Origin of the sequence: Halobacillus litoralis (assembly GCF_020524085.2) — a bacterium.
Classification (GTDB): Bacteria; Bacillota; Bacilli; order Bacillales; family Halobacillaceae; genus Halobacillus; species Halobacillus litoralis_E.
Genome location: NZ_CP129016.1, coordinates 2,049,182 through 2,075,265, shown reverse-complemented (window position 1 = coordinate 2,075,265; position 26,084 = coordinate 2,049,182). Strand labels below are relative to the sequence as shown.

The 26,084-nt window shown below is 42.7% G+C and carries 21 protein-coding genes and 3 pseudogenes; 7 read left to right on the top strand and 17 right to left on the bottom strand.

From position 1 onward, the window contains the following. Nucleotides 1-13: 13 nt before the first annotated feature. A complete protein-coding gene (gene dnaE, locus LC065_RS10410) occupies nucleotides 14-3,358 on the bottom strand; it encodes a DNA polymerase III subunit alpha (RefSeq protein WP_306163393.1) in 3,345 nt (1,114 codons plus the stop codon). A 130-nt stretch (nucleotides 3,359-3,488) separates the two neighbouring features. On the opposite strand from dnaE, the gene LC065_RS10405 reads away from it, so the two are divergent. Together LC065_RS10405 and ytrI are read left to right on the top strand one after the other, a co-directional pair. After that, nucleotides 3,489-3,821, top strand: a complete 333-nt coding sequence (locus LC065_RS10405) for a sporulation membrane protein YtrH (RefSeq protein WP_089650537.1) — start codon at nucleotides 3,489-3,491, stop codon at nucleotides 3,819-3,821. After that, nucleotides 3,821-4,318, top strand: coding sequence for a sporulation membrane protein YtrI (ytrI, locus tag LC065_RS10400; protein WP_226591437.1), 498 nt, complete (start codon nucleotides 3,821-3,823; stop codon nucleotides 4,316-4,318). Before LC065_RS10405 ends, ytrI begins: the two co-directional genes overlap by 1 nt. Before the next feature lie 14 nt (nucleotides 4,319-4,332). Here the strand turns inward: ytrI and LC065_RS10395 are convergent, their stop codons facing one another. Next, nucleotides 4,333-5,292: a DHH family phosphoesterase gene (locus tag LC065_RS10395; protein WP_226591439.1), complete on the bottom strand. Its 960-nt coding sequence runs from the start codon at nucleotides 5,290-5,292 to the stop codon at nucleotides 4,333-4,335. A 119-nt stretch (nucleotides 5,293-5,411) separates the two neighbouring features. On the opposite strand from LC065_RS10395, the gene LC065_RS10390 reads away from it, so the two are divergent. Beyond that, entirely contained in the window at nucleotides 5,412-5,714 is a 303-nt protein-coding gene (locus LC065_RS10390; RefSeq protein WP_226591441.1) for a YtpI family protein, read from the top strand. A gap of 36 nt (nucleotides 5,715-5,750) precedes the next feature. Here the strand turns inward: LC065_RS10390 and LC065_RS10385 are convergent, their stop codons facing one another. From LC065_RS10385 to LC065_RS10355, 7 genes are all read right to left on the bottom strand, one after another. Then, nucleotides 5,751-7,064, bottom strand: a complete 1,314-nt coding sequence (locus LC065_RS10385; protein ID WP_226591443.1) for a DRTGG domain-containing protein — start codon at nucleotides 7,062-7,064, stop codon at nucleotides 5,751-5,753. 146 nt (nucleotides 7,065-7,210) lie between these two features. Beyond that, complete coding sequence (locus tag LC065_RS10380; RefSeq protein ID WP_226591445.1) at nucleotides 7,211-7,891, bottom strand: metal-dependent hydrolase; 681 nt, start codon at nucleotides 7,889-7,891, stop codon at nucleotides 7,211-7,213. Nucleotides 7,892-7,920: 29 nt separating this feature from the next. Then, on the bottom strand, nucleotides 7,921-9,468 hold the full coding sequence (locus tag LC065_RS10375) for a polyamine aminopropyltransferase (RefSeq protein WP_226591447.1): 1,548 nt from the start codon (nucleotides 9,466-9,468) through the stop codon (nucleotides 7,921-7,923). Between the two features lie 84 nt (nucleotides 9,469-9,552). Beyond that, entirely contained in the window at nucleotides 9,553-9,948 is a 396-nt protein-coding gene (locus LC065_RS10370) for a DUF350 domain-containing protein (RefSeq protein WP_226591449.1), read from the bottom strand. Nucleotides 9,949-9,962: 14 nt separating this feature from the next. Continuing rightward, on the bottom strand, nucleotides 9,963-10,634 hold the full coding sequence (locus tag LC065_RS10365) for a DUF4247 domain-containing protein (protein ID WP_306163392.1): 672 nt from the start codon (nucleotides 10,632-10,634) through the stop codon (nucleotides 9,963-9,965). Nucleotides 10,635-10,793: 159 nt separating this feature from the next. Then, nucleotides 10,794-11,465 carry a PspA/IM30 family protein gene (locus tag LC065_RS10360; protein ID WP_226591453.1) on the bottom strand — a complete coding sequence of 224 codons (672 nt, stop codon included), beginning with the start codon at nucleotides 11,463-11,465 and terminating at the stop codon, nucleotides 10,794-10,796. Between the two features lie 12 nt (nucleotides 11,466-11,477). Further along, the gene (locus tag LC065_RS10355; RefSeq protein WP_226591455.1) at nucleotides 11,478-11,990 is read right to left on the bottom strand and encodes a DUF4178 domain-containing protein; all 513 of its coding nucleotides are present in this window, start codon (nucleotides 11,988-11,990) and stop codon (nucleotides 11,478-11,480) included. 222 nt (nucleotides 11,991-12,212) lie between these two features. Between LC065_RS10355 and LC065_RS10350 the strand changes: the two genes are divergently transcribed. Beyond that, nucleotides 12,213-13,181, top strand: coding sequence for a bile acid:sodium symporter family protein (locus tag LC065_RS10350; protein ID WP_306163391.1), 969 nt, complete (start codon nucleotides 12,213-12,215; stop codon nucleotides 13,179-13,181). 652 nt (nucleotides 13,182-13,833) lie between these two features. Here the strand turns inward: LC065_RS10350 and ald are convergent. Together ald and LC065_RS10340 are read right to left on the bottom strand one after the other, a co-directional pair. Further along, entirely contained in the window at nucleotides 13,834-14,952 is a 1,119-nt protein-coding gene (gene ald / locus LC065_RS10345; protein WP_226591459.1) for an alanine dehydrogenase, read from the bottom strand. 136 nt (nucleotides 14,953-15,088) lie between these two features. Beyond that, the gene (locus LC065_RS10340) at nucleotides 15,089-15,847 is read right to left on the bottom strand and encodes an SDR family oxidoreductase (RefSeq protein ID WP_226591461.1); all 759 of its coding nucleotides are present in this window, start codon (nucleotides 15,845-15,847) and stop codon (nucleotides 15,089-15,091) included. Nucleotides 15,848-16,073: 226 nt separating this feature from the next. Between LC065_RS10340 and LC065_RS10335 the strand changes: the two genes are divergently transcribed. Continuing rightward, the gene (locus tag LC065_RS10335) at nucleotides 16,074-17,249 is read left to right on the top strand and encodes a cytosine permease (RefSeq protein ID WP_306163390.1); all 1,176 of its coding nucleotides are present in this window, start codon (nucleotides 16,074-16,076) and stop codon (nucleotides 17,247-17,249) included. Nucleotides 17,250-17,519: 270 nt separating this feature from the next. After that, nucleotides 17,520-17,985, top strand: a pseudogene (locus tag LC065_RS10330) (universal stress protein). 22 nt (nucleotides 17,986-18,007) lie between these two features. On the opposite strand, the pseudogene LC065_RS10325 reads toward LC065_RS10330, so the two are convergent. The 4 genes and pseudogenes from LC065_RS10325 to LC065_RS10310 all read right to left on the bottom strand — a co-directional run bounded on the left by LC065_RS10325 (nucleotide 18,008) and on the right by LC065_RS10310 (nucleotide 21,752). Continuing rightward, nucleotides 18,008-18,521: pseudogene (locus LC065_RS10325) on the bottom strand (MogA/MoaB family molybdenum cofactor biosynthesis protein). Then, nucleotides 18,522-19,352, bottom strand: coding sequence for an EcsC family protein (locus tag LC065_RS10320; protein WP_226591468.1), 831 nt, complete (start codon nucleotides 19,350-19,352; stop codon nucleotides 18,522-18,524). 92 nt (nucleotides 19,353-19,444) lie between these two features. Then, the gene (locus LC065_RS10315) at nucleotides 19,445-20,635 is read right to left on the bottom strand and encodes an acetate kinase (RefSeq protein ID WP_226591470.1); all 1,191 of its coding nucleotides are present in this window, start codon (nucleotides 20,633-20,635) and stop codon (nucleotides 19,445-19,447) included. Nucleotides 20,636-20,759: 124 nt separating this feature from the next. Beyond that, entirely contained in the window at nucleotides 20,760-21,752 is a 993-nt protein-coding gene (locus tag LC065_RS10310; RefSeq protein ID WP_226591472.1) for a class I SAM-dependent methyltransferase, read from the bottom strand. A 258-nt stretch (nucleotides 21,753-22,010) separates the two neighbouring features. On the opposite strand from LC065_RS10310, the gene LC065_RS10305 reads away from it, so the two are divergent. Continuing rightward, nucleotides 22,011-22,814, top strand: a complete 804-nt coding sequence (locus tag LC065_RS10305; RefSeq protein WP_226591474.1) for an NAD kinase — start codon at nucleotides 22,011-22,013, stop codon at nucleotides 22,812-22,814. 257 nt (nucleotides 22,815-23,071) lie between these two features. Here LC065_RS10305 and LC065_RS10300 read toward each other — a convergent pair whose 3' ends face one another. Together LC065_RS10300 and thiI are read right to left on the bottom strand one after the other, a co-directional pair. Beyond that, the gene (locus tag LC065_RS10300; RefSeq protein WP_226591476.1) at nucleotides 23,072-24,661 is read right to left on the bottom strand and encodes an amidohydrolase; all 1,590 of its coding nucleotides are present in this window, start codon (nucleotides 24,659-24,661) and stop codon (nucleotides 23,072-23,074) included. 208 nt (nucleotides 24,662-24,869) lie between these two features. Further along, nucleotides 24,870-26,083: pseudogene (gene thiI / locus LC065_RS10295) on the bottom strand (tRNA uracil 4-sulfurtransferase ThiI). Nucleotide 26,084: the final 1 nt, after the last annotated feature.

The following is a 26,084-nucleotide window of genomic DNA, read 5'->3' as shown; positions in this document are numbered from 1 at the left end:
GACTGAGCTTTTATTACCCGGCCCCATCTTTCACAGGTCTGACTGCTACGGATGACTCTCCGAAAAATTCATTCAATTTACCCATCGAAACATCATTCACCTCAAGACAATAGGTTTCATCCAGTTTATAAGTCACTCGGTCTTCAGATCGAAAAATGAAGATTGGTGTATTACCCGGGAAATATTCAGCAAGCTTTTTTAATTTTTCTATGGAATAGTGTTCATGTTCTTCTGTCACCTTAATAAACAAGCGTTGCTTTTTTTCACCTTGGAATTCATCCATACCTAAAGGATCTGCATGGTTAATGATCAATTGTTTCTGCCCTTTTCTCTCATCAACTTTCCCTTGCAAGTGCACGAGCATTTGTTCTTTCACCCATACTTTTATATTCCTATAAGTTTCCGGAAAAAGGACGGCATCCATCTCAGCGGTTTCATCACTAATCGTCAAAAATGCCATAGGATCGCCTCGTTTTGTCCGTATTTCACGAAGGCCATCAATTACAACAGCAACCTCCACTTGTTTCTTGGTAAAACGGTGAGCCTCTCGAAGGGGAAGAACCCCCTTCTCATCGAGGTCTTTCCGTTGGTGTCCCAATGGATGTTGAGACATATAGGTGCCCAACACCTCTTTTTCCATCGACAAACGCTTTAAAGGAGGGAATGGTTCCACTTCCACCATTTCCATATCCAATTCATTGCCGAAAAATCCCGGTTGATCTTGAAACTCCTTAAAAAGTTCCCCCTGCTCTAAAGCTTGATCAATGCTCGCAAGAACACTCGCTCTATTTTGATGCAGGTCGTCGAAGGCACCAGCAAGAACAAGGGCTTCAATTACTTTTCTTGAAACAATCTTTCCGTCCACACGCAAACAAAAGTCGTTGAGGTTTCGGAACGGTCCTTTTGTTCTCTCTTCAATGATAGCCTGGGCAGCTTGATAGCCGATCCCTTTGACAGCCGTCATTCCGATCCTGATTTCCCCTGCGTCATCATGGTTAAGCGCTTGACTTCTATTCACAGATGGAGCTTTAACTTTTACGTTCATATCCCTGGCTTCACGAATATACATCGTCATCTTTTCGTGATCACCAAGGTGGGCGTTCATTAACTCTGCCATAAAGTAAGAAGGATAATGAGCTTTCATGAATGCTAATCTGTAAGAGATCAAACTATAAGCAACCGCATGGCTCCTGTTAAATCCATAATTCGAGAACTTAACGATCCAATCAAACAATTGGTGAGCAATCGACTCAACATAGCCTTTCGTTTTACATCCTTGTACAAACGTCATCCGTTCCTTCTCTAGAACTCCAGCTTGCTTTTTACTCACTGCTCGTCTTAAAAGATCGGCTTCTCCCAATGAATATCCCGCCACACGACGAGCCACTTCCATGATTTGTTCTTGATACACCAACACTCCAAACGTATGGGCAAGAATCGGCTTCAAGTCAGGATGTGGATATTCAATATTTTCGCGTCCATGCTTTCTTTCAATATACAAAGGGATGTACTCCATCGGTCCTGGTCTGTAAAGAGCGTTGACTGCGACAACATCTTCAAAATGACTCGGTTTTAACCGTTGAAGTACATTTTTCATTCCTTGAGACTCCAGTTGAAAAACTCCATTGGTTCTTCCTTCTTTTAAGAGTTCAAAAGTTAGAGCGTCATCCAACGGAATATGACTGATTGAAAAGTCCTTTTGACGATATCGTTTTACTTTCCGTTCCATTCTTTCCAAGAAAGAGAGATTCCGGAGACCGAGAAAATCAATTTTAAGGAGCCCCACTTTTTCCAGGTCCCCCATGGCATACTGGGTTAAAGATACAGGTCCCTGACTTTTCAATAGAGCCGTATAGTTCACTAGTGGTTCTTCACTCAATACAACGCCTGCCGCATGGGTCGATACATGTCGCGGAAGCCCTTCAAGCTTCGTAGCCACCCGGAACAACAACTTTAAACGATCCGAGTTTCTAATGTACTCTTTCAGCTCCTCCGATTTCTTCACGACATCAACGAGTGACGAAGCGGTCGTCTTAGGCATTTGGTTAAGAATAAAGGAAGCATCACTTTCATCTATTTTCAATACCTTAAACAACTCTCTCAAAACACTCCTGGCTGCAAACGTACCAAATGTACAAATTTGTGCCACATGGTCACTCCCATATTTCTCAGCTACATAGGAGATCACTTCGTCCCTGCGATGGTCCGGAAAGTCAATATCTATATCCGGCATTGTTATTCTTTCAGGATTGAGAAACCGTTCGAATAACAAATGATACTCTAACGGATCAACCTGAGTGATCCCCAGCAAATAGGAGACGATGGACCCCGCGGCCGACCCACGCCCTAGCCCGGCGTGAATGCCGTTCTCCCTCGCATAACTGATGAAATCCCAAACGATCAAGAAATAATCGCTGAAACCCATAGAGGCTATGATGGACAATTCATGATTCAGTCTCTCCACAGCTTGTTGGCGATTCTTTTTGTCGTATTTATCTGGCAATGAGGATTCACAAAGCTGTCGCAAGTAATCATCCGAGCTTTTATTTTCCGGGGAAGGATAGGAAGGGAGCAATTGCCTGTTTAATTCTAAATCCACCTGGCACGCATTCACAATTTCTTCTGTTGCTGCAATGGATTCCGGCCACCATTCTCCAAAGAAATTCTCCATTTCTTCTTTAGATTTGAAATAGGAGTGGTGATCATTGTTTTCAGGGCTGTACCGTATTCCCTCGTCAATCGCACGCAGACATTGGAAAGCATCCGCATCCCCGCGATCCAAATAACGGACATCTCCAATGGCCACGACCTTCATTCCGTTTTTATCCACCCATTCTTTTAAAGGTGTATGTAAGTGTCGCTCTGACTGCAGATCACGATCCTGGATACTCAAGTATAAACGATTCTTACCCAAGAGATTTACCCAGCGATTCCTAGACTTCTCTATGCTGTCAGTCATACGATTAGAAATCGACTCAGCCCACGGAGAACTTGAGGTCAATTGGATAAAAATCAAACCTTCTTTGTACATGGTCAATTGCTCAAGCGTTAAGTTTTCTGTTTGAACTAATGTACTTATTTCTAGCAGGTTGTGATAACCCCTGGTAGTTTCCGCCAACAAAATCATCGGAAAGGAGAATGCTTGATCCACGACAGAGGTCTTTAGTCCAATGATTGGTTTAATCCCCTCATTTTTACATGCCTCATAAAATGAGACCGCTCCGCTCATTGTACCCTCATCAGTGAGGGCAACAGCACCAAACCCGGATGCTTTTGCTGTACGTACAAGGTCCTTGATCTTAATCGTACTATTCATCAAGCTGTACCCTGATTGCACATTCAAATGGGTAAACGTCATTTCGCACACCTTCTTTCATATAAATTATAGCTACTCTGGGGACTGGATGAAAGCCTTCTGCATAAAGAGAGGGGTGGAAGAATAATGGTTAGATAAGAGAGTATTTTCAGACAGCGAAAAGAGGGACAAGATGGAAGATCGTTTAGTCATATCCATGATTCAATGCTTCTTTATCGCGTTCGGGGTGATTGTAGGTGGAACCATTATCGGAAGTATAGGAAGTTTATTGACAGGGGAAGCCGCATTGACATCCATGTTTCGGATCGCAAAAGGCTTAAGGATTTGGGCTATTGTCGCAGCCATCGGCGGAACATTTGATGCCATAAGCAATTTTGAAAAAGGAATTTTTGATGGTTCCACTTTTGATATCTTCAAGCAGGTGATGATCATTATAGCCGCCATGGGTGGAGTAAAAACAGCCTTGCTTTTATTTGAATGGTTATTAGGTGATGAGGTGACGTAATGCACTTTCCTGCCTACCATAAAAACAAGGAATGGAGACGTTTTTTTGCAGGTCTTGTTTTAGGAGCGATTATCGGTTATACCTTTTTCATTTACGTGCATGGCCAATTACAGCAAAAATACACAGAAGAACATATAGAAATGACCGCCCAATTAAGTGAGTGGGAAACCAAATATGAAGCTCTCCTAAACAATCAGAATCAAAAATCTGAAGGCAAGCCCATGAGTGTCAAAGAAATAAGCGTTGCGTTTACGAATGCCAAAAAACTAGAGGTTGACCTGTTAACTCAGCATCAGCTGAATGCTTTAGTCAAAGATCAACTGGTAACTGTATCGGGTAAGGATGTCTCCATCGTTGCTGATCAAGTGGATCTCATCATCTCGACGATCGAAAACAAAAACTATGTGGTCGATGATTTCACTTATGAGTTGAAAGTAACGAAATTAATTGTTAGTGAAACCATGACCCTGCACCTCGAAATTAAATTAAAAAGATAGAAATCCGAGCAGGCTTAGTCCGCCTGCTCTTTTTTATACTTCAGACATACAGCTTCAAGTTCTTTTGCGATTTCAGCGGTTTCGTCCCATGAAGAAGCAGAAGCACCTGAAGCCATCGGGTGACCTCCTCCATTATGGTTGGCTGCGATCCCATTAATCACCGGACCTTTCGAACGTAAACGGACACGGATGGTATCTTCTTCCTCCACGAAAAATGCCCATGCCAGCATCCCTTCTATGTCTCCCAGCAAACCTACGAGCTGACTCGTTTCTGACGGTGAAACGTTAAACTGATCCAACGTTTTACGATCCAGACGGATGGTTGAATAGCCAGCATCATGAACGGTGAAATTTTGTAAAACATATCCTTTCAGCTTGGCGACATGAACAGGCGTCTTATACATTTCGTTGTATAATGATGGTCGATCGAACTCAAAATTCACAAGGTCAGCTGCATAAGACAGCGTCTGTTTCGTCGTACTTGGAAAGAGGAACCGCCCCGTATCCCCTACAATTCCTGCGTAAAGAAGTCGAGCTGCCTCATCAGTAAGGACCAACCCTTCCTCTGCGTACTCAGAGTACAATTGATAGATCATTTCAGAAGTGGAGCTTGCTGTTGTGTCCACCCACTGGATATCTCCATAAGCATCTACTTCCGGGTGGTGATCGATTTTTATTAATAAGTCTCCCTGATTATAGCGCTGATCATCGATGCGAGCCTGATTTGCGGTATCACACACGATTGTAAGAGCTCCTTTAAAGGCTCCATCAGGAACTTCATCCATCGAAGCAAGAAACTCCAAAGACGATTCAGCTGCGCCGGTGATAAATACTTGTTTTTGTGGAAAAGTGGCTTGGATCAATGTTGCTAAACCAGCCTGCGATCCATAGGCATCCGGATCTGGACGCACATGACGATGGATGATGATCACTTCGTAATCTTTAATAGCTTTTATAATGGCCTTCTTACTCATAAAAAGGTCCTCCTCTTTTGTTTTCCGTGTCATTTAATCGTAGAATTCTTTGTACAGGTAGCCTTTTCCGTAGAAACAAGCTACAATAAAAGGGAAAATTAAACGCAGGAGTCGATCAAATGATTATTTTTCCGATCCTTATATTAGTCTCTTTTGTGCTCTACATTTACTACAAGGTGATGATTGTCCGTTCCAATGATCCACTTACTCAAGAATACTTAAATAGTAAATCCAAGCTTTTCCTTGGAAGTTTCATTTTCTTTTTTGGAATTAACCAGTATGTATTCTATCAAACGAAACTTTCACTTTTTGTAGGCCTTGTATTCATTGCGCTTGGTATTTTCCAAGCTCGTTTGGGATGGAAAGCAAGCAAGCACTACCAAGCAGAGTTTCAAAAACACCGGACAAGCCCTCAATCATGAAGTCTAAGAAAAAGTCGCTGTTGTTCAGCGACTTTTTTATCGGTCGATGAGCTGAGCCATGAGAAGAGCTTTCCCAACGATTGATTTCTCATGGTGAACCTCGATGTCTACTTTGGCAAATTTCCTACCTACCTCCAAAATTTGCGGACGCACTTCTATATCACTTTCGATTTGAACAGGTTTAATAAAATAGACAGAAATGTTTTCTACAACAAGATCGCCCTTTTTATACTTTCTTAATAATCGACTCGAGGCTTCTGTGATTAACGAAATAAAAACACCATAAGACATTGTTCCAAGTGGGTTCGTCATTTGGGGAGTTACTTTCGTTTGCCACACAGGGTTTGAGTCGTCTTCTGTAATAACCTCCATGCGATTTGTCGCCAGATCATCTATTGTTTCGCCTACCTGAGGCTGCCTCTGGATATGTTGCAAGGCTTTTAACACATCCTGACGGGAAATGATCCCTTGGAGTTTATGTGAAGGATCGACAACGGGCATCAACTCAATCCCTTCCCAAACCATGACATGGGCAGCGTTCGCAAGGGAGGTTTTGGCATGAACAGTCATCGGGTTTCGAGTCATGACTTTTTCAATCCGTGCCTCCTTATCTTTTCCAATCACATCTCTTGAAGTAACGATGCCAACTACACGATTCTGCTGATCTACAACCGGATAGCGGCTATGGCCTGTGGTTGTGTTAAATTCATGCCATCTGGCAACCGCATCTGATGCTTGAAGGAACTTTGAATCTTCATAAGAAGTATAAATATCATCGACAAGCACAATTTCTTTTTTAATTAATTGATCATAAATCGCTCGATTGATCATCGTTGCGACGGTAAATGTATCATAACTGGTAGAGATGACGGGGAGCTTCTTCTCGTCAGCCAGCTTTTTGACTGTCTCACTCGTATCGAATCCACCCGTAATTAAAACGGCTGCCCCTTCTTTCACAGCAAGCTCATGTGCATTTGTCCGGTTTCCCACTATAAGAAGAGAACCCGCTTCTGTATAACGCATCATCGCTTCAAGTTTCATCGCACCTATGACAAATTTACTTAGTGTTTTATAAAGACCTTCCCGTCCACCAAGTACTTGACCATCAACGACATTCACAATTTCAGCAAACGTCAATTTTTCTATGTTTTCTTTTTTCTTCTTTTCAATGCGGATGGTCCCGACCCGTTCCATCGTGCTGACAAGGTCTTGATTCTCCGCTTCTTTGATAGCCCTGTAGGCTGTACCTTCACTGACATTCAATGCTTTCGCTATTCTTCTGACAGATATTTTACTGCCGACCGACAGGGATTCTATATGTTCAAGGATCTGTTCGTGTTTTGTTGCCATACGCCCACCAAACTTTCTAACTGTACTAATCCAATTTCTTATAATTGTTATTATACAGTTGATACAGATGATCCGCAATTTCTTCCTGAAGTTTCAGAAAAAGCCGTTTGTCATAGAGTAGACAAACGGCTTTGAATATCCTGGTGTTAAAGCTCGATGGATTCTCCCGGCTTTAAAGCCTTCCCTTTACCTGGTTTCACTTCATGAGCAAAGGCATCCCCATCCTGGGCAATTAAATCAAAGGTGTTGTAGTGAACGGGAACAACCTGTTTCGCTTGGATCCATTCAGCAGCGACGAGCGCATCAGATGGTCCCATCGTAAAATTGTCTCCAATAGGGAGGAAAGCAAGATCAATATCGTTCCGTTCCCCAATCATCTTCATATCAGAGAACAATCCGGTATCTCCGGCATGGTAAATGGTCTTTCCATCAATCGTTAGTAATATACCTGTAGGCATTCCTGTGTACACGATCGTTCCATCTTCTTCTTGATAAGAAGAACCATGAAAAGCTTGGGTGAATTTCACATGTCCAAAGTCGAATTCATGACCTCCACCGATATACATAGGGTGAGCGTTCAGGCCTTTATTTCCAAGGTAAGTAGCTAACTCGAACGGAGCGATGACTTGAGCATCATTTCTTTTTGCAATCTCAAATGTGTCCCCAACGTGATCGTTGTGACCATGAGTAAGCAGAATCACATCTGCTTTTACTTGGTCAGCATCGAGATCTGTATTCCCGTTGTCCGAAATAAAAGGATCAAAAAGAATCGTCTTTCCATTGGCTTCAACTTTCACAACGGCATGACCATGATAAGAAACTTTCATCCATAACACTCCTTTTAAACATTGCTTATTTAATAATTACGCCAAGCTTGTTCATACTTCTGAATAAGATGTGGGTTGATCAGAGTATTGGGTTCCAACTTGACCACTTGGCCTTCTCCATTCAAGATTTCCCCATCTTCATCTTTTCCAAACACTGTCATAGATTGAAAAACTTCCTCTGTTAGAAATTCAGTTTCCACATTAAATTGGACCTCTTCAACCGCCAGTGGTTTCCGTGCAGCCAGAATAAATCCCCAATTTCCAAAGCTCGGAACATCCACATGAAAATTCTCAGTGTAAAGTCCCGTAGAGGCTACCGTTTTATCGATTGTCCAGTACACTTCTGTCGCAAAGAGAGGACTTGTCGCCTGGATCATCACTGCTCCTCCAGGGGATAGATGGTTTCTCACTAAAGAATAAAACTCCCGTGTATAGAGTTTGTTCAGACTTTCGTTATTCGGATCAGGGAGGTCGATAATAATCACATCATAGAATTGATCCGCATTCTCCAAAAATTTAAACGCATCTTTATTCAATACATGAACCCTCGGATCATCAAGAGCTCCTTTATTTACTTGCAGCAGATGAAAATTGGATCGTGCAAGGTTTGTGACTGCAGAATCAAGATCGACAAGCGTAATCTCTTTGATTTCCTCATACTTTAATAACTCTCTAGCCGCAATTCCATCTCCTCCCCCAAGGATAAGCACATGTTCATGTTTGTCAGAAAAAGCGACGGGAGGATGGACAAGTGTTTCATGATAGCGATGTTCATCTGTTGAACTGAACTGCAAGGATCCGTTTAAGAAAAGACGTGTGTCTCCCTGCTCCTTTGTAAGTACGATCCGTTGATAAGCACTCTCTTCCATATGAATGATCGGATCTTTATACAGCTTCTGTTCGAACGAGAAGGCCATTTCTTCACCGAAAAACAGCCCACCAATAAGAAGGACGCCAATGATAATGGCTCCTGTCAAATGGATGGAGAAAGTCTTAATTTCAGAGCGGAATAAATACAAGACTAAAACGGCAACGGCCAAATTGATACACGCCACAAAGAAGGCGCTTTTCACCATACCCATTTGCGGCCTGAGATAGAAAGCAAACAGCAGACCACCGATCAATCCACCTGCGTAGTCAGAAAACAGTACCCTCGCCGTGCTCCTGTTGAGCTCTACACCTATTTCATTTGCCTTTCTGATAAGAATAGGCAGCTCAAGACCGGTCAGTGCACCAATGGTGAATGTGACTAAATATAAGAACAGAGCATCCGTTCCTGAGGGAGCAAAAGCTGTCATCCCAAACATCGTGAAGCTGGAAAAGCCACCGATTAAGGCCACCATGAATTCAATCCAGATGAAGGTGACAATCAATTGCTTCATCACTCTCTCACTTATGCTCGCACCAATCCCCATCCCGGTAAGGAACAGGCTGATTGTCAATGTGTACTGTTTTACACCATCACCAAGAATATAAGATCCAAGAGCCCCAAATAACACTTCAAAAATAATCCCACAAATGGAAACAATGCCTGAGGCCCAGTATATAAAATGACTTTTTCTAATATTCGCTTCCACTTCGTTCACTCCACTTAAACTTGAATGTTAAAAAGCCACTATGAGAATGGATCATAGTGGCTTCTCTCAAATATTCCAAGGCCGTTATGTAATCGACGCACCGATAACAAAAGCTAAACCGATCGATACACCCATTGTAATGATTCCGACCGCTGTATTATTTTCCTTTAATTTCGTTTCTACAGAAAACTTGCGTGTGAACAATTCAAACAATAGGTAGGCAATCATTTGAAGTACAACCCCGTACGCTCCCCAAATCAACGTATCCCATACAGTGAAACTATGATAGATTGCGAATGACAGAACAATACATATGCCGATGATTTTTCCTGCAATTGACATCGCCACTGCCTGATTCCCTTGCTTTACCTCTTCCCAATCCTTATACTGCCTGGTTAACCATTCGAAGATAACCAATCCAATTACAACAATCACAATTGCCATTACAAAATAACCTAACGTAGCCAAAAATGGTTCCATAATGATAACCTCCTTTATTTTCCTGTACCAGGACCTCCACCACGATTCGATGACCCTCTCATAGAAGTGGTTCCACCTGAATTATAATTCCCGTACATCCCATATCCACCATAACAGTTCCCTGTTTGCTGACAATTGGCCCTTCGGCGCTCATACCAGTCATTAGATCCCAAAGAACGGTTAAGAATAGATCCTAAAAATAACCCACTAAAGAAACCGGGAGAATAATGATTTCTCACAAAATCATCTGATGCAAGTTCAATTGTAATGACCCCAGGTTCTTCCGTACTTTCCTGGAGGATCACAAAATGATCAGGATAAATGAGAGCTTGCTTATTTTCCTGCCTTTCACTTATTTCTTCAGGAGGAATAGCTGAGGTCAAAGAATCTGAGACCTCGGTTAACGACAATTCTTTTGTCATATAAATTCTAGAGATGCCCTGATCAGATCGGACTGTATCCAATAAGGGGAAATGATTCTGAATCAGCGATTCGATATCGTTTGTTTCTGAATTTTCTAACCCACTTAGTATCTCTGACCGATCAGGCTCTGAAGGTAGTTCTCCATATGTATCTTCGGTATAAGAACCGGACATCCCTCTTTGGTCATTCCCACCGAATACATTGAACAATAAGAAAAAGGCAATGATTCCTACGACTATGATCCCTGCATAATCTTTCAACACACATCCTCCTTCCACATAACAATCGCTCAGGTTACACTGAGCGCTAAAGCCGGATGTCAATAGTAAGGCAATCCATCCACGACTCGGAATTTGTTATTTTCCAGTCCATAAAACAGCCGTGCCTGACCACTAAGCCAGGCACGAATGTTAGACCAGAGATTACTCTTTGTTCATCTTTTTCTTCAGCGCTTCCAATTCACTGTCTACACTGCCTTTGTTATCCAAATCTTCAAATTCATCGTCTAAGGAGCGGGATTGTGAAGACATATCCTCACTCGTTTCAGCTTCTGCTTCATAGTGCATGACTTTTTCTTCCATACGTTCAAAACCTTGGCGTGACTGATCTCCGCCGATGTTCGACATGGTACGGTTCATTTTAGTACGTGTTTTCGCAGATTCGGCACGTGCTTTCAAGGAATCTTTCTTCAATTTCATTTCCTGATATTCCTTCTTCATTTCATCGAGCTTTTGACGAAGGTTATTCGCATCCTGTTGAGCACGCTCCCAGGAAGCCTTGAATTGATCTGCCTGATCCTGATGGTTCTTCTTATCTTCCAAGGCACGACGAGCCAAATCTTCATTTCCTGCTTCAATGGCTTTCTCTGCCTGCTGCATCCGCTTATCTACAAGAGCCTGAGAGTCATCGTATTTTCGTTTCAACATTTTCTCGTTAGCAATCTGCTTGGCTACCGCACTTTCAGCTTCACGGATGTCATTCTCCATATCACGCATGAATTGATCAAGCATTTTCACAGGGTCTTCTGCTTTATCCAACATAGCGTTTAACTCTGAACCTACGACTGTCTTTACACGATTAAAAAATTTAAACATTTTTCTTCCTCCTTATTTTGAACCTGCCAGGATTTTGATTTCATAGGCTTCTATGTCATACCCTACACTGACTTCTACTTCACTGCCCCATGATTCAAGGCTTAAATACGTCTCTTCATCTTCTGAGATATACTCCGCATATCGGGAGGTACGCCCATTAATGTTCGTACTTCTTCCTTCTCCCGTAACCCGCGCTTCTCCTTCTTCATCTTTGAAGAAGGTTTGGCCCTCATACTCAAGTTTCTCAGGGAAGGGCATGGATACAGGGAGTTTGACCGTCTCATACACCCCTAATTCCAGCTCATCATCCATTTCAGCTGCCAGCCACTTTGTTTGATTCCCTTCCAATAGCTGATAAGAGAACCACTCGTAACCTCCGTCACGATACGTAATTTTCCCAACAACTTCATAATCCACAAGATCGTATGTGACAATGTCCCCGACTTGGATATTCAATGGTGTTCGCTCTTTCACTTCTGGTGCCTGCTTCTCATTTTTCGAAAACAATCTAGAAAAGAAACCCAAATCTTCACCTCTCCTTCAACTGTGACCCTGTGTACCTGTATGTACGCAATAAGTTCTTAAAAGGTTTCACTTTTTTCTTTTTATTTTACGCATGATCTTAAGGAATCTCAAATCCTTGCTCATTTCATGTTTTTTTCATTTTTTTCTGGTCGTTAATCCTTTGTTTTTTCTGAAAAGAGCGTATAATCAGAAAATATCTTTTTACATAAGGAGTTGAATTGAATGAAAACATTAGAAAGAATAAGTCAATTTGCGGGCAGCACCTTCGCTATATGGGTCCTTCTTTTTGCGGCCTTATCTTTTTTTCTCCCAGGAGGATTTACATGGATCGCCCCATATATTGTTCCCTTATTAGGGATTATCATGTTTGGAATGGGATTGACTCTGTCTAAACAAGACTTCCATGAAGTTTTCAAACGACCGAAAGATGTAGCGATCGGTGTGGGAGCACAGTTTACGCTTATGCCGCTTCTCGCTTTTCTATTAGTCACAATCCTTCCCGTTTCACCAGAAGTAGCGGTCGGTGTCATTCTTGTGGGATGTTGTCCAGGAGGGACTTCTTCCAATGTTATGACGTATCTCTCCAAAGGCGATACCGCTCTTTCTGTTTCAATTACAGCTGTATCCACCCTGTTGGCCCCTCTCTTCACCCCGTTACTCGTTTTGGTGTTTGCTAGCCAGTGGCTTCCGGTTTCAGCAGGAGATCTTTTCGTCTCCATCGTTAAGGTCGTTCTTGTGCCGATTATTCTAGGTCTTATCGTGCAATCCATATTCAAGAAAAAAGTACAAGCGACAGTCAAAGCCCTGCCACTTATATCGGTTATTAGTATAGTAGCCATCGTCGCAGCAGTTGTAAGTGTCAATCAATCTCAAATTGCCGAGACAGGAGCAGCTATATTCGCAATCGTCGTCGTCCATAACCTCCTCGGTTATTTAGCAGGCTACGGTTTAGGAAAGTTGTTCAACATGGAGCCGGCAAAACAACGAGCCATTTCTATTGAGGTTGGTATGCAAAACTCCGGCCTTGGCGCATCTCTCGCAGCAGTTCACTTCAACCCGCTCGCTGCTGTACCCAGCGCTATTTTCAGTGTTTGGCACAACATCTCAGGCCCGATCCTTGCAACCATCTTTAGAAAACAGAAAGATGCAGACACAAAAGATACAAATAAGAACCATATCAAATCAGCCTAAAAGACTACAGTTAACAACCAATTATTCAACTAAAGCTCCCAATTGTGGAACTCAGTTTCGAAATGTTCTCGGGGGTCGTTGCCCAACATGAGCATCAGGGGTGGCCGGGAAGCTACTCGCTTTCCTGTGGGGGAGTGGCGAGCTTCCTCGGGCGGTCTGAAGCACTAAGGGATCTCGCCTATCTCCTTTTCCCACGGGAGTCTCGCAGATTCCCACCACCCCATTCAGATGTTTGTGAGATACGAACCCTTTACCAAGTTGGATTGTCTTCCGTTACACCGATTGTTAAAGCATAAAACGCTTTGTCTCAAGCTTTAGGGATTCAGATACCTATGCATGGAGTTGTATCCTAATCCTCTCATCAAGCTGAATAGCTGATTATTCGGGAAGTGGTTTCGAGACACTGATATAGCAAAGGGGCGGAGGGGAATGACGAGACTCCTGCGGGAAAAGAGTGCTTGGTGAGCCCCCCGCAAGGCGTCAGCCTGAGGAGGCTCATCGCGCTCCCGCGGAAAGCGAGTCATTCCCCTCCGCCCCACCCACTCAACATAAGTATCGAAATCAAATCTTCCACAATCCTGCTATATGGCGTAAGAATGGTTTAGGACTATGAAAAAAAGCGTGGACGTAAAGTCCTCGCTTTTTTAAATCATTATTTATTAAAAAGTTGCTTGGCATCTGTATATTCAAGACCTTGAGCTTCAGCGACCGCTTTGTAGGTCACATGTCCACCAAGCGTGTTTAGTCCCTTATAAAGCGCCCCATTTTCCTGACACGCCCTCACATACCCCTTATTCGCTAACTGAAGAGCGTAAGGAACGGTTACATTCGTTAAACCGATGGTGGACGTCCTTGGAACGGCACCCGGCATGTTTGCTACTGCATAGTGAAGCACCCCATGTTTTTCATAAGTAGGGTCATCATGAGTGGTGATTCGATCGGTCGTTTCGAAAATACCTCCCTGATCAATGGCTACATCCACAATGACAGATCCTTCTTTCATTGATTTGACCATATCTTCTGTAACAAGGCTTGGCGCTTTAGCTCCCGGAATAAGAACAGCTCCAATAACTAGATCAGACTCTTCCAAGGCCTCCTGAATATTAAGCGGGTTCGACATCAACGTGTTGATATCAGAACCAAAAATATCATCAAGCTGGCGCAGCCGTTCAGGGTTCAGGTCAATGATGGTGACATCCGCTCCGAGTCCCATGGCAATCTTAGCTGCATTTGTACCTACAACGCCTCCACCGATAACAGTGACTCTTCCGCGTCTTACACCCGGGATGCCTCCTAACAGAATTCCTTTTCCACCCTTTGATTTTTCCAGGTATTGAGCGCCGATTTGGGAAGCCATCCTTCCTGCTACTTCACTCATCGGTGTTAAAAGCGGTAATGATCCATTCGGTGATTGGACGGTCTCATATGCAATTGAAATTACTTTCTTATTCACGAGAGCCTTTGTCAATTCAGCTTCCGGCGCTAAGTGTAAATAAGTGAATAGGATTAAACCTTCATAAAAATAATCGTACTCTTCCGGAACAGGTTCTTTCACTTTCATGACCATTTCCTGACTCCATGCTTTCTGAGCTGACTCAACGATTGAAGCACCTGCTTCTTTGTATTGATCATCAGTGAATCCTGAGCCTAATCCTGCACCTGATTCTACAAACACTTCATGTCCTGCATTGGTTAAGCTGACCACTCCTGCAGGCGTCATTGCTATACGGTTCTCATTATTTTTCACTTCTTTTGGTACACCTATCTTCACCGCAACCCTACCTCCTTATGCTGTTTCTCGTAATGGGTCTCAAACAAAACAACTACTAACAAAAGAAAGCCCTTCCATTGTACCAAATCTTTTAAATGTGATGGAAATACTCCAGGATTGACCATTTCCACATCCATTACCGGTGTCTGTGTATAACGTCTAATCCTCCGGTGACTTCATAGATCGTACCCGTAATCATATCCGAGTCCTCTTCACATAAAAAAGCAATGGTTCGTGCCACATCTTCCCCTGTTCCTGGACGTCCTATTGGGGTTTCTTCATCTTTACTTTTTCTGCTCACCTCAATGCACGATTCCTTCCACTCTCCTGTTATGTTTCCCGGACATATCATATTTGATGTGATGCCATATTCTGCTTCTTCATAGGCAATGGTTTTAGTCAGGGATACAAGTCCAACTTTTGCTGCAGCAAAAGCAGAACGATAGATCCACCCTGAGGCAGATTGTGCACCTTGGAACCCATAATTAATGATCCTGCCGAAATTTTGCTTCCTCATATGAGGAATAGTGGCTTTCATAAGATAAAACACAGCATCAAGATTCCCTCGAATCATCGAGTTCCATTCCTCATCTGTGTAGTCCATCAGCTTTTTCCGTTCAAAAATATAAGGCCCTGCATTGTTGATTAGATAATCTACTCTTCCAAAGCGCTTCAGTGTACTTTCTGTAAGGCGATGGATGTCTTCTTTAACTGTCACATCAGCCTGTATGATTTGTATTCTGTCATGATCACCCGGGAAATCATCGAGTAAAGTGAGGGCTTTAGCTTCATCATTTCTATATGTAACGGTAATGGAATGATTTTGTTTCAACATGTGTTCGGCTACTTTCCTGCCAAGCCCCTTGGTCCCAGCTGTAATCAATGCATGTTTCATCTTCCCAAACCTCCTTAAGTCTCCATTTTCATTTACACTTGAGTCACCTTTCTGTACAATGATTGGGTCAGAAAGGACGTGAATGTGTTGAAAGCTTATGCACCACGGAAACGTGTGATTGAACAATATGGTTTAGAAGCTGTCCCTCCTGATCGACGGGGATACACCCTGGTACCGCTTTGCTTTCATTCAGATTGCCATAGCTGCCAACGCAGGTAACTTTCTTGTGCCCGCACTGGCTGTCTTGGAAGGTGGACTTTCCTTCTGGACAGGTGTCATCTCCACAAGCCTCGGGGCCCTCCTCGGCTTCTTACTTGTATCATTTTTATCCTTACCAGGTGCAAGACTCGGCATCCCGGCGCAATATGCATTACGTACCATTCTTGGAGTTAATGGGACACGTTTTTTATCCGCACCGATTCGAAGTCTCACTTCTCTTTATTGGTTCAGTGTACAAACCATTGGTGGTACATATGTCATCCAACAATTGATACTACGTTTAACAGGTATTGAACTCCCATTTTGGGTTTATTCTATTCCGCTTTCTATCCTCATGGTTACACTTGCAATTGTTGGTTTTGATGCGGTAAAACAAGCCATGAGCTATTTTTTACCTTTATTACTCATCGGTGAAGCAACGATCTTGTATGTTTACTTTACTACAAATCACACAACCGATTCACTGTTGATGCTTCAAATGGGAGGTTTGGAAGGGTCTTTCTCCTCCATGTTATTCTTTGCAAGCCTTGCTTTTGTGCAGTATGTATCAGGCGTAAGTGCATCAGCGGATATGACAAGGTATGCAAAAACCCCTTCTCATGGTTTTTATGGACTACTAATCGGAAATGGAATCGGCTTCTTTATAACAGCGGTCATCGGGTGTGCATCCGCCTATTTATTTCACGATATCAACCCATATGTATCATCCACTGACTTGACGAATTCTCCGCTTCTTATAGCGATCATTACTGCAACCGCCATCATTTCTATGGTCAGCATTAATGTCAGTAATGCTTACACAGGAGGGTTCAGCCTTTTGAATACCTTCCCCAAACTCTCTAGAGTTCAAGCGGCGGTTGCTTTCGGCTCAGTAGGTGTGTTCCTTAGTGGCTTCCCCGCCCTTGTAAATGAAGCAGAATCATTCATCTCTTTGCTTGGCGGTTTGATCATTCCAATTTCAGCTGTTATTTGTAGTGATTACCTTATTGTAAAGAGAAACCGATTGAACGAAGAAGATTTAATTCTTTTAACGAAGCCCCGTTATGTGAACTGCTTGGCTATGGGAGCAATAATGACAGGAAGCCTACTTTATTTCCTTCTTCCTGATGCATGGTCTCCAGGGTTCTTAACGTTCTTAGTCATCTTCACCATTTACCCATTTTTTATAAAAAGAAGATCATAGAAGTACCCAAGCAGCTTAAAGCTGCTGGGGCTTTTATTAACGTTTATCTTTTTTCTTATATCCTGATTGGTAACTTTCATTTATCGACTGCATGAGTTGTTGTTCCTTTTGCATTTCTTTTTCTTTTTCCATTGGATTCTTCGGTTTCTTCATGTGACCACCTCCCTGTTTAGTTTTCGAAAAATTGTTATAATTATGCATGAATTGCCCGACTATCCAACAAACTGGCATGATATAATAATGATATAGAAAAGAGAGGAGGCATCAAGCATGACTTTTGAATATAAGGATATTGTTGTGGCGGTCGACGGTTCTGTAACGGCAGAAGTGGCATTCAATAAAGCCATTGACATTGCGAACCGGAATGAGGCGAAACTGGTTTTAGCTCACGTGGTGGATACACGAGCCTTTGCGACCGTAGAAGCCTATGACCGTTCCCTTGCGATCCGCGCGGAACAATATGCGACCGAATTATTAAATGACTACCAGGAAAAAGCAAAAAAAAGCCGGTGTGAAAAATGTAGTGGTTGACATTGAATACGGTTCTCCAAAAGTAAAAATTGCTAAAGATGTCGCTCCGAAATATAATGCCGACCTAATCATCTGCGGTGCAACAGGATTGAATGCAATGGAACGTTTCTTTATCGGGAGTGTGTCCGAGCACATCACAAGATACGCTACTTGCGATGTACTTGTTGTCCGACCGGATGACACAGAAGAAAGCCAAGACAAATAAAAGAGCCCTGGTCAGGGCTCTTTTATTTGTCTTTATTCAGTTCTCCAACAACGTGTGGAAGTTCAGGAAGAATTAATTGATCCATCGCTAGTTTGACAGCACCGGAAGAACCCGGGGTAGAGAAAACAGCCGTTCGTCCAGATACACCTGCTATGGCGCGGGATAAAATTGCCGCTGATCCGATATCCTCTTTGTAGCTAAGCATTCTGAAGATTTCTCCAAAACCAGGCATCTCTTTATCCAGCATTTTTTTTAATCACTTCGATCGTTACATCCCTTTTGGCCACCCCAGTCCCTCCGTTTAGTAAGACTGCATCAATATCAGGGTGGTCCACACCTTGCTTCACATAGTCATGAATTTGACTTTGTTCATCTTTAACAATATGGTATGCCCCGACCGTGTGTCCCTCCTTCGTAAGCTTATCAATCATCAGCTTACCACTTTTATCCGTTTCTTCTGTACGGGTGTCGCTTACTGTGAGCACAAGACAGGAAATCGAATCCCTAGCGCTTGTTTTATGTTCTTCAACAGCCAATCAAGACGCTCCTTCCTTGTTCATAAGGTGACGATATTGATAAAACTTCATAGCGAACTCTGTCACTTGTTTTGTTAAATGATAGTTTGAATAAGCACCTATTGCGATACTGATGAATGGCAGACCTTGAACGAGCTTTTTTCTGAACATGAGGATGAATAAGGATTTGAAACATTGTTTCATCGGTTGTTCCATCCAACCTTCATCAGTCAATTGATCCTCTCCTGCAAAGATAAAAGGGTGTTCTTTCTTTTTCACTTCTTCAATTAACTCATTCCAAGCACTTGCTTTCAGTCTTTTCGGCAAGGTAGCAGCATGAAAAACTTTGAGGGAGATCATCATTTCGTAAGGGTGGTTCATCTCATGGCCAAATGTTAGACCAATCAGCTGAATGGCTCTTATGTTCATTAACATCATCAAAGGATAATCCATCCCTAAGAAAAGCCAGCCCCCGGCCCCTGTCAAGCCACCCTGGGCAAAAGAATAAAGCCGCCCGCGAGCCATCTGCTGCTCGGCTATGTAGGTCAACTGTTCCACGGTCAGCTCTTTCTCCATATCTTCGATTTTTTCAATCTGATTGGAAAAAATCCTCCCCACTGTTAAGATTCGTTCTCTGGCCTCATATTGATAAGAAGTTCCTTGCAAAAAAGCATGGGTATGGAAAAACCAGGCATCTAATTTTGAGAAAAATGCTTTTTTCACCTGAGGATCTACATTCATCATACTTTGTTGAACCCAATGATCATAAACCATCTCAAAATCATTCGGCTGATACTGTTGGTATTGCTCTAACCATGTCTTTAATTCCGTACGAATTCGTTGGTGTGACAAAGCGCTCCCTCCTCGTCTTTGTTCCTTACCATATATTGTAGACTGAAAGCTCAAAAAAAAGCAATCGCACCCAGGTGCGATTGCTTTTCCTATTATAGTCCTTTTTCAACGGTGTCACGAGCAATCATGACTTCTTCGTTTGTCGGAATAATCATGACCTTAACAGGGGAGTGAGGGTAGTTTACAAATGCTTCTTTTCCACGAACTTTGTTAAGAGCAGGGTCCCAGTACACACCCATGAACTCAAGTCCTTTCAAGACACGCTCACGCATCGTAACACTGTTTTCACCTACACCAGCTGTGAAGATAATTCCATCGATGCCGTGCATACGCGCAGCGTAAGAACCGATATATTTGTGAATACGAGCGGAAAAGACTTCAAGAGCGAGCTCCGCACGCTCGTCCCCATCTTCTGCACGCTTTTCGATATCTCTCAAGTCACTGGAGAAACCAGAAAGTGCAAGCATACCACTTTCTTTGTTCAAGACATTCATGACTTCATTCGCTGTTTTACCTGTCTTCTCCATGATGAATGGAATCAATGCAGGGTCGATGTTACCAGAGCGCGTCCCCATGGTAACCCCAGCAAGTGGTGTGAAGCCCATAGATGTGTCAATGGACTTGCCGCCTTCGATGGCTGCAATACTTGCACCATTTCCTAGGTGGCAGGAAAGAAGTCGAAGCTCTTCCACTGGGCGTCCCAACATCTCAGCAGCACGTTCTGAAACATACTTGTGGGAAGTACCATGGAAACCATACTTACGGATGCCATAGTCTTCATAATACTCATATGGCAGGCTGTACAGGTAAGACTGTTCCGGCATGGACTGGTGGAATGCCGTATCAAATACAGCTACGTGAGGTACATTCGGAAGCACTTCACGGAAAGCGTTGATTCCAGTCAAGTTAGCAGGGTTATGCAATGGAGCCAAGTCGGATACTTCCTCGATTTCTTGGATGACTTCATCCGTGATGAGTACAGATTCGCTGAAACGCTCGCCTCCGTGAACGACACGGTGACCCACACCATTGATTTCATCAAGAGAGTCGATGATTCCATTAGCAGTCAATTTATCAAGAAGCATTTTTACAGCTTCTCCATGATCAGGGATATCTGTTACGGTTTCATCTTTTTCATCATTTACTTCAATTGTAAATACAGCATCATTCAAGCCGATACGCTCTACTAGACCTTTGGTAATTACAGTTTCTTCAGGCATTTCAATCAGTTGGAATTTCAGTGATGAACTACCTGCGTTTATAGCAAGAATTTTATTACTCAACGTTGCTCATCCCCTTAAAAATATAGGTTCGTAATTTTCTACCACTACTATTTAATCACCCGTTATCATCGATTTCAAGGTCGCTGAGCTATGATAACGTTTACTTGTTATATTCGTTATTTTCTCACAATTGCGTCCTTTTATATTCATCAAACCATTGGTTCATTTGAGCAAGGATATCCGCCATTCCGTTCGGATTCTTAAAGGAAGGAAGCTTGGCCAACAATGCTTGCTTCGGCGCCTTCGTTTCTTGACCTTTTTTTTGTAAAATCAAAATGCTCTTTCCATGTTTTTCATCTTTAAATAAGCTATCGGAAAGCTGAAGCATTCCCACGATGTGAGCATGCTCACGTAAGAATTCATTCAGCGCCTTAGACTGCTCACTCTCAAAAAGGAAATTCGGCACGATGAACATGAGGAAGCCGCCTTCTTTTGTATAATTCAACCCCTGCTCAATAAACAGGTGGTGAGCATAGGACAAGCCCTCGTCCGCTTTAAGCTTATATCTTGCTGCTTGAGCGTCATCCGGATAATATCCGACAGGAAGATCAGCCAGTACAAAGTCGACAGGCTCCATTAAGAACGGAGCCAGGCTGTCCTGGTGGAAGAATTCAATTTCATTTTTTTGCAAGTTGGCATTCGCAACGGCAAGCTGAATAAGTGTAGGGTCTACTTCACTGGCATATGCTTGCAGCGACATATCCAGCTGGTTCATAACGGATGTCATTAAATTTGCGCTTCCAGAAGCTGGATCAAAGAGTTTCAAGCTTTCTTTTCCTTCGAACAATTTAGAAGCCAGATAACCCATGAACATGGCCACAGAGTCTGGTGTGATCAAATGCTGCTGCTGAGTGGCACCTTTCATTCCTTTTAGAATGGCAAGTTGAACCGCTTTTCGTATTTCTTCTTTTTCGAACTCTTCTTTTTTCACTTTCAGCAGTTCGTTCGTAAGAAAGGTTTGCAAAGAATCGCCCATATCATCAAAAGGTTGTCCATTGAACAGGACATCCATTGTTTCTGCAATCGCTTCTAAATAGGTGATATTCAAGTCTTCGGATATGACCGTTGAAGTATCATCGATCCATTGAAATAGTTTTTCCACTTGTTCCTGCTTCATAATCATTCTCCTTAAAATAGAATCTTGCTTCCATACTTAATGAAATTTATAGGACCAACTCAAAAGAAATTGGCGCAGCTGTTTGAAGCAAACATGATGCGCCAACCTTCATTTACGTTTTCATCTATCTCCACCATATCGAATTCCACCCTTCAATTCAACAATGTTAAACTTTCCCGATTTGTTTGAAAATTGTGTGCGGTTTCAAGAATGAAATGATAAAATGACATCAAGCTATACATAAAAGGAGGATGCTTGATGAACGACCAACGAAGAAATTTATACTTTTTTTATCAACAAACCGAAGAACTAAATGATAAATTGGAATCCTTATTCCAACTCGCACGCGACAATGATTTTCACATTGTCGAAGATTCCACAGATGCTAACATCATCATCGCTGTAGGCGGCGATGGCACCTTCTTGCAGGCTGTCCGCAAAACGGGCTTCCGACAGGACTGTCTATATGTAGGGATTCGAACCGGTCATGAAGCAGGGCTATACTGCGATTTCGACATCGATGATCATGATGAAATGATTGATGCGATGAAGAATTCTGAAGTTGAAGTACGCCGCTTCCCAGTCATTGAAACAACAATTAATGACGAATCCACATTCATGTGTTTGAATGAATGCAGCGTCCGATCCACGTTGATCAAGTCAATCGTCATTGATGTCCACATTGATGACTTGCATTTTGAAACCTTCCGTGGAGACGGCTTAATTATTGCCACCCCTACTGGGAGCACCGCATACAATAAATCCATTAACGGTGCGGTCGTAGATCCGAAGCTTCCGTGCTTCCAAATTAGTGAGCTTGCTTCTCTTAACAATAACCGCTACCGCACACTCGGCTCTTCCTTTATTTTAAGCGGGGAACGGTCTCTCAAGCTCAAAGTCCGCCAAGATGGGAATGATTATCCGATTATTGGCATGGATAACGAGGCATTCTCCGTTCGTAACATTCGTGACGTCACGATCAACCTCAGTGAGAACGTTATTAAGACTGTCAAGCTTAAAAATAATACGTATTGGGACCGCGTGAAACGTACGTTTCTTTAATATCGACTAACACCTGAAAAGGAACTTCCGAGGCATCGGAAGTTCCTTTTATGTTTTAAATATATCTGCTATTACTAAAGATCTCCATTGTGAAATACTCAGTTCCGAGACTTTTGTTTAGTGGATGGCGGCTCTCGAAACCACCTTCTGAATAAAAAGCTTTCATTTATAAGGGAGCTGGAAGAATTTAAACGTCCAAGCTCAGTAGTACCTGTTGAGCGCGTGATATAGAGCGCTTTCCATCGATAGATCAGCCGTCAGGAGCGTTGGTAGACAATTTCTTCATCAACGACGGTCATAGTAACAGTTGCGTCTGCGAGTTCATGAGATTTCAAAGCAAAAAGGTCTCTATCTAACACGGTAAAATCAGCAAGAAATCCTTCCTGAATCATCCCCTGTTCGTTCTCCTTGTAAATGGCTTGAGCACTCCCTTTCGTATAAAGGGAAATGGCTTCATAAACGGTCAGCTTCTCTTCTGCCTGATAGACAGCGTGATCATAGGAGGCCCTTCTGTCTACAGCTGCTCGGATACCCAGCAAAGGGTTAATTTCTTCTATAGGAGCATCCGATCCTCCAGCACATTTAATTCCCGCATCAAGCAGCGTTTTCCATGAATAGGAATTCTTTAACCTTAAGTTTCCCAGGCGTTCTATGACCCACGGAAAGTCAGAAGCAACGAAGGTTGGTTGAATATCCAAAACGATATTTAAGCGCTGCAACTGATGGATTAACGCAGGGCTTAGGATTTGCGCATGAATGATACGATCACGTTCCCCATTTTTAAGAGGATTAGACGCAATGGCATTCGCCACCGCTTCAACAGCTCCGTCACCAATGGCGTGTACAGCAACCGGCATATCCCTTTTTCTTGCTTCTTTTACAAGGTGATCAAGCTCTTCAGTAGTGTGAATGGCCACACCATGGTTTTCCGGATCATCTGCATACGCATCTTTTAACCATGCCGTCCTTCCGCCTAATGCTCCATCAGAGAAAATTTTCAAAGCTCCTAATTCCACGAAGTCCGTCCCTTTTTTAAACCCTAGTTTTTCTTGATCTACCTGTTCAATGACACCGTGATGGATCAAAAGATGGGCACGGAATTTAGTTTCCTTACCGTCAATAACATTCAGGAACGCATCGTACGTTTTTCTAAAACCCCCATAATAATTTAAATCTTCACTATGGCCGCCTACGAGCCCAAAAGAATGCATATCTTTAACAGCTAAATCCGTAGCTTTTCTTAGATACTCAGGCGTCACTTCAGGCATGGCCCCTTTAATAAGTTCCTGCGCCTGATCATGAAAGTACCCAGTCGCCTCACCATGACCATCCCTTACAATCACGCCTCCCTGAGGGTCTTTGGTGTCTCTCTTAATTCCAGCCATGGTCATCGCTTTTGTGTTGGCTAATAAAGCATGTCGGCACACCCTTGTCAGCATCATAGGATGTTCGGAAGAAATTTCATCAAGCTCATCTTTATGTATGATGCGTTTTTCTTCCCATTGATTTTCATTCCAACCATCCCCAATGATCCATTCTCCAGGTGGCAGTTGTTCTGCGTGCTGTTGTAAAGCCTGTTTCACTTCTTCTGCAGATTTCATAAATGAAAGGTCAAGCCTCATCAGACGTTCCCCGTGGCCAATGATGTGTAAATGACTATCCGTGAATCCCGGGTACATGACAGCCCCTTTTAGGTCGTGTTCTTCTTTGATTTGATCTTTGTAGGTTTGATATAAAAGCTGTGTATCGCCAACTGCTTTCACCTTTCCCTTGGAAGTCACGACCGCTTCCACCCATTCTCCTTCTTTTTTCATCGTATATATTTTTCCACCATACCAGAGCTTCACTTTTAACACTCCTTCTTTCTTCCTTTTATCTATACCATAATCGATATGTGGCCAGAAATGAAGTACAAGCTACTAAACGAACAAATGTGAGTGTCTGTGCTAAGGCATCGAGATGTTAAAGTTCTATCTGATTAAATCACAGTGTAAGGTTTCATTATTTCCTGGACAATAAAAAATCTCTGGCCTTAGAGACCAGAGATTATATAATCTACAGTAAATCATCGAATTCTTCGTCTTTTTGACCCGATTGACGATCAGGGGAGACTTCAATGATATAGGAATCTTCCAATGCTTTTTCAATATCTTCGGTGAAATCTGAATTGGATTCATAATAATTGGCATTTTTTCTTGTCGGCTTGGTCTTAGGTGCTTTTGGCACAAATACTGTACAACAATCTTCAAAAGGGCGTATAGAAATCTCATACGTTCCAATTTTTCTTGATATATCGATAATCTCTATTTTGTCCATTGAAACAAGCGGCCTGATAATCGGGTAATTGGTTACTTCATTAATGGTATTCATGCTCTCCATCGTCTGACTGGCTACTTGTCCTAGGCTTTCGCCGGTAGTGATGGAAAGAAGTTCATTCTTAGCAGCCACTTGCTCACTGATCCTCATCATCATTCGGCGCATGATTGTCATACTGTAACCTTCTGGCATTTCACGGTGAATCTTCTGCTGAATTTCTGTGAATGGAATGACATGAATCTTCACTTTGGAACCAAAGTTGGATAAGGCCTGGGCGAGATCGATGACTTTTTGTTTCGCCCGTTCGCTTGTGTATGGAGGCGAATGAAAATGAATCGCTTCAATTTCAACTCCGCGCTTCATAGTCAAATAACCGGCGACAGGACTGTCGATTCCACCTGAAAGCATCAACAAACTCTTTCCTGTGGTACCGACAGGCAATCCACCCGCTCCTGGGTAATCTTGTGCGGTCACATAACACCCTTCATGACGGACCTCTACTTTTATTTCTACATCAGGATTGTGTACATCAACCTTTGTATCTTCCGTTTGACGAAGGATATGTCCACCTAATAAAGGGTTGATCTCCTGGGAAGCGATAGGAAAAGTTTTGTCGGTCCGCTTTGATGATATTTTGAATGTGTGGGCATTCCTTGCATCATGAAAGGCCAGCATCGCAGCATCTTTCATTTGCTCTTCTTCTTTATCCACTTTTACAGCGAAACTGAGACTGTGAATACCAAAGACTTCCTGGCATTCTTTCATTACTTCGTGAGGGTCCTCTCCATTCAGCAGGACGAACATGCGCCCTTGTGTTTTTTTTATATCGTTGTATTTGGATATTTTCTCAGCTTTATGGCGATATTACTTTGCAGTTTTTGTTCAAAAGCCCGTCTATTTTTCCCTTTCAACGCCATTTCACCATATCGAATCATAATCCGGTCAAAATTCATT

Bases quoted from the DNA above. Each gene is read 5' to 3' on its own strand.
- LC065_RS10360 (WP_226591453.1), bottom strand. From the start codon at position 11,465: ATGTTTAAATTTTTTAATCGTGTAAAGACAGTCGTAGGTTCAGAGTTA.
- LC065_RS10305 (WP_226591474.1), top strand. From the start codon at position 22,011: ATGAACGACCAACGAAGAAATTTATACTTTTTTTATCAACAAACCGAA.
- LC065_RS10310 (WP_226591472.1), bottom strand. From the start codon at position 21,752: ATGAAGCAGGAACAAGTGGAAAAACTATTTCAATGGATCGATGATACT.
- ytrI (WP_226591437.1), top strand. From the start codon at position 3,821: ATGCACTTTCCTGCCTACCATAAAAACAAGGAATGGAGACGTTTTTTT.
- LC065_RS10340 (WP_226591461.1), bottom strand. From the start codon at position 15,847: ATGAAACATGCATTGATTACAGCTGGGACCAAGGGGCTTGGCAGGAAA.
- LC065_RS10390 (WP_226591441.1), top strand. From the start codon at position 5,412: ATGATTATTTTTCCGATCCTTATATTAGTCTCTTTTGTGCTCTACATT.
- LC065_RS10405 (WP_089650537.1), top strand. From the start codon at position 3,489: ATGGAAGATCGTTTAGTCATATCCATGATTCAATGCTTCTTTATCGCG.
- LC065_RS10350 (WP_306163391.1), top strand. From the start codon at position 12,213: ATGAAAACATTAGAAAGAATAAGTCAATTTGCGGGCAGCACCTTCGCT.
- dnaE (WP_306163393.1), bottom strand. From the start codon at position 3,358: ATGACGTTTACCCATTTGAATGTGCAATCAGGGTACAGCTTGATGAAT.
- LC065_RS10395 (WP_226591439.1), bottom strand. From the start codon at position 5,292: ATGAGTAAGAAGGCCATTATAAAAGCTATTAAAGATTACGAAGTGATC.
- LC065_RS10370 (WP_226591449.1), bottom strand. From the start codon at position 9,948: ATGGAACCATTTTTGGCTACGTTAGGTTATTTTGTAATGGCAATTGTG.
- LC065_RS10385 (WP_226591443.1), bottom strand. From the start codon at position 7,064: ATGGCAACAAAACACGAACAGATCCTTGAACATATAGAATCCCTGTCG.
- LC065_RS10380 (WP_226591445.1), bottom strand. From the start codon at position 7,891: ATGAAAGTTTCTTATCATGGTCATGCCGTTGTGAAAGTTGAAGCCAAT.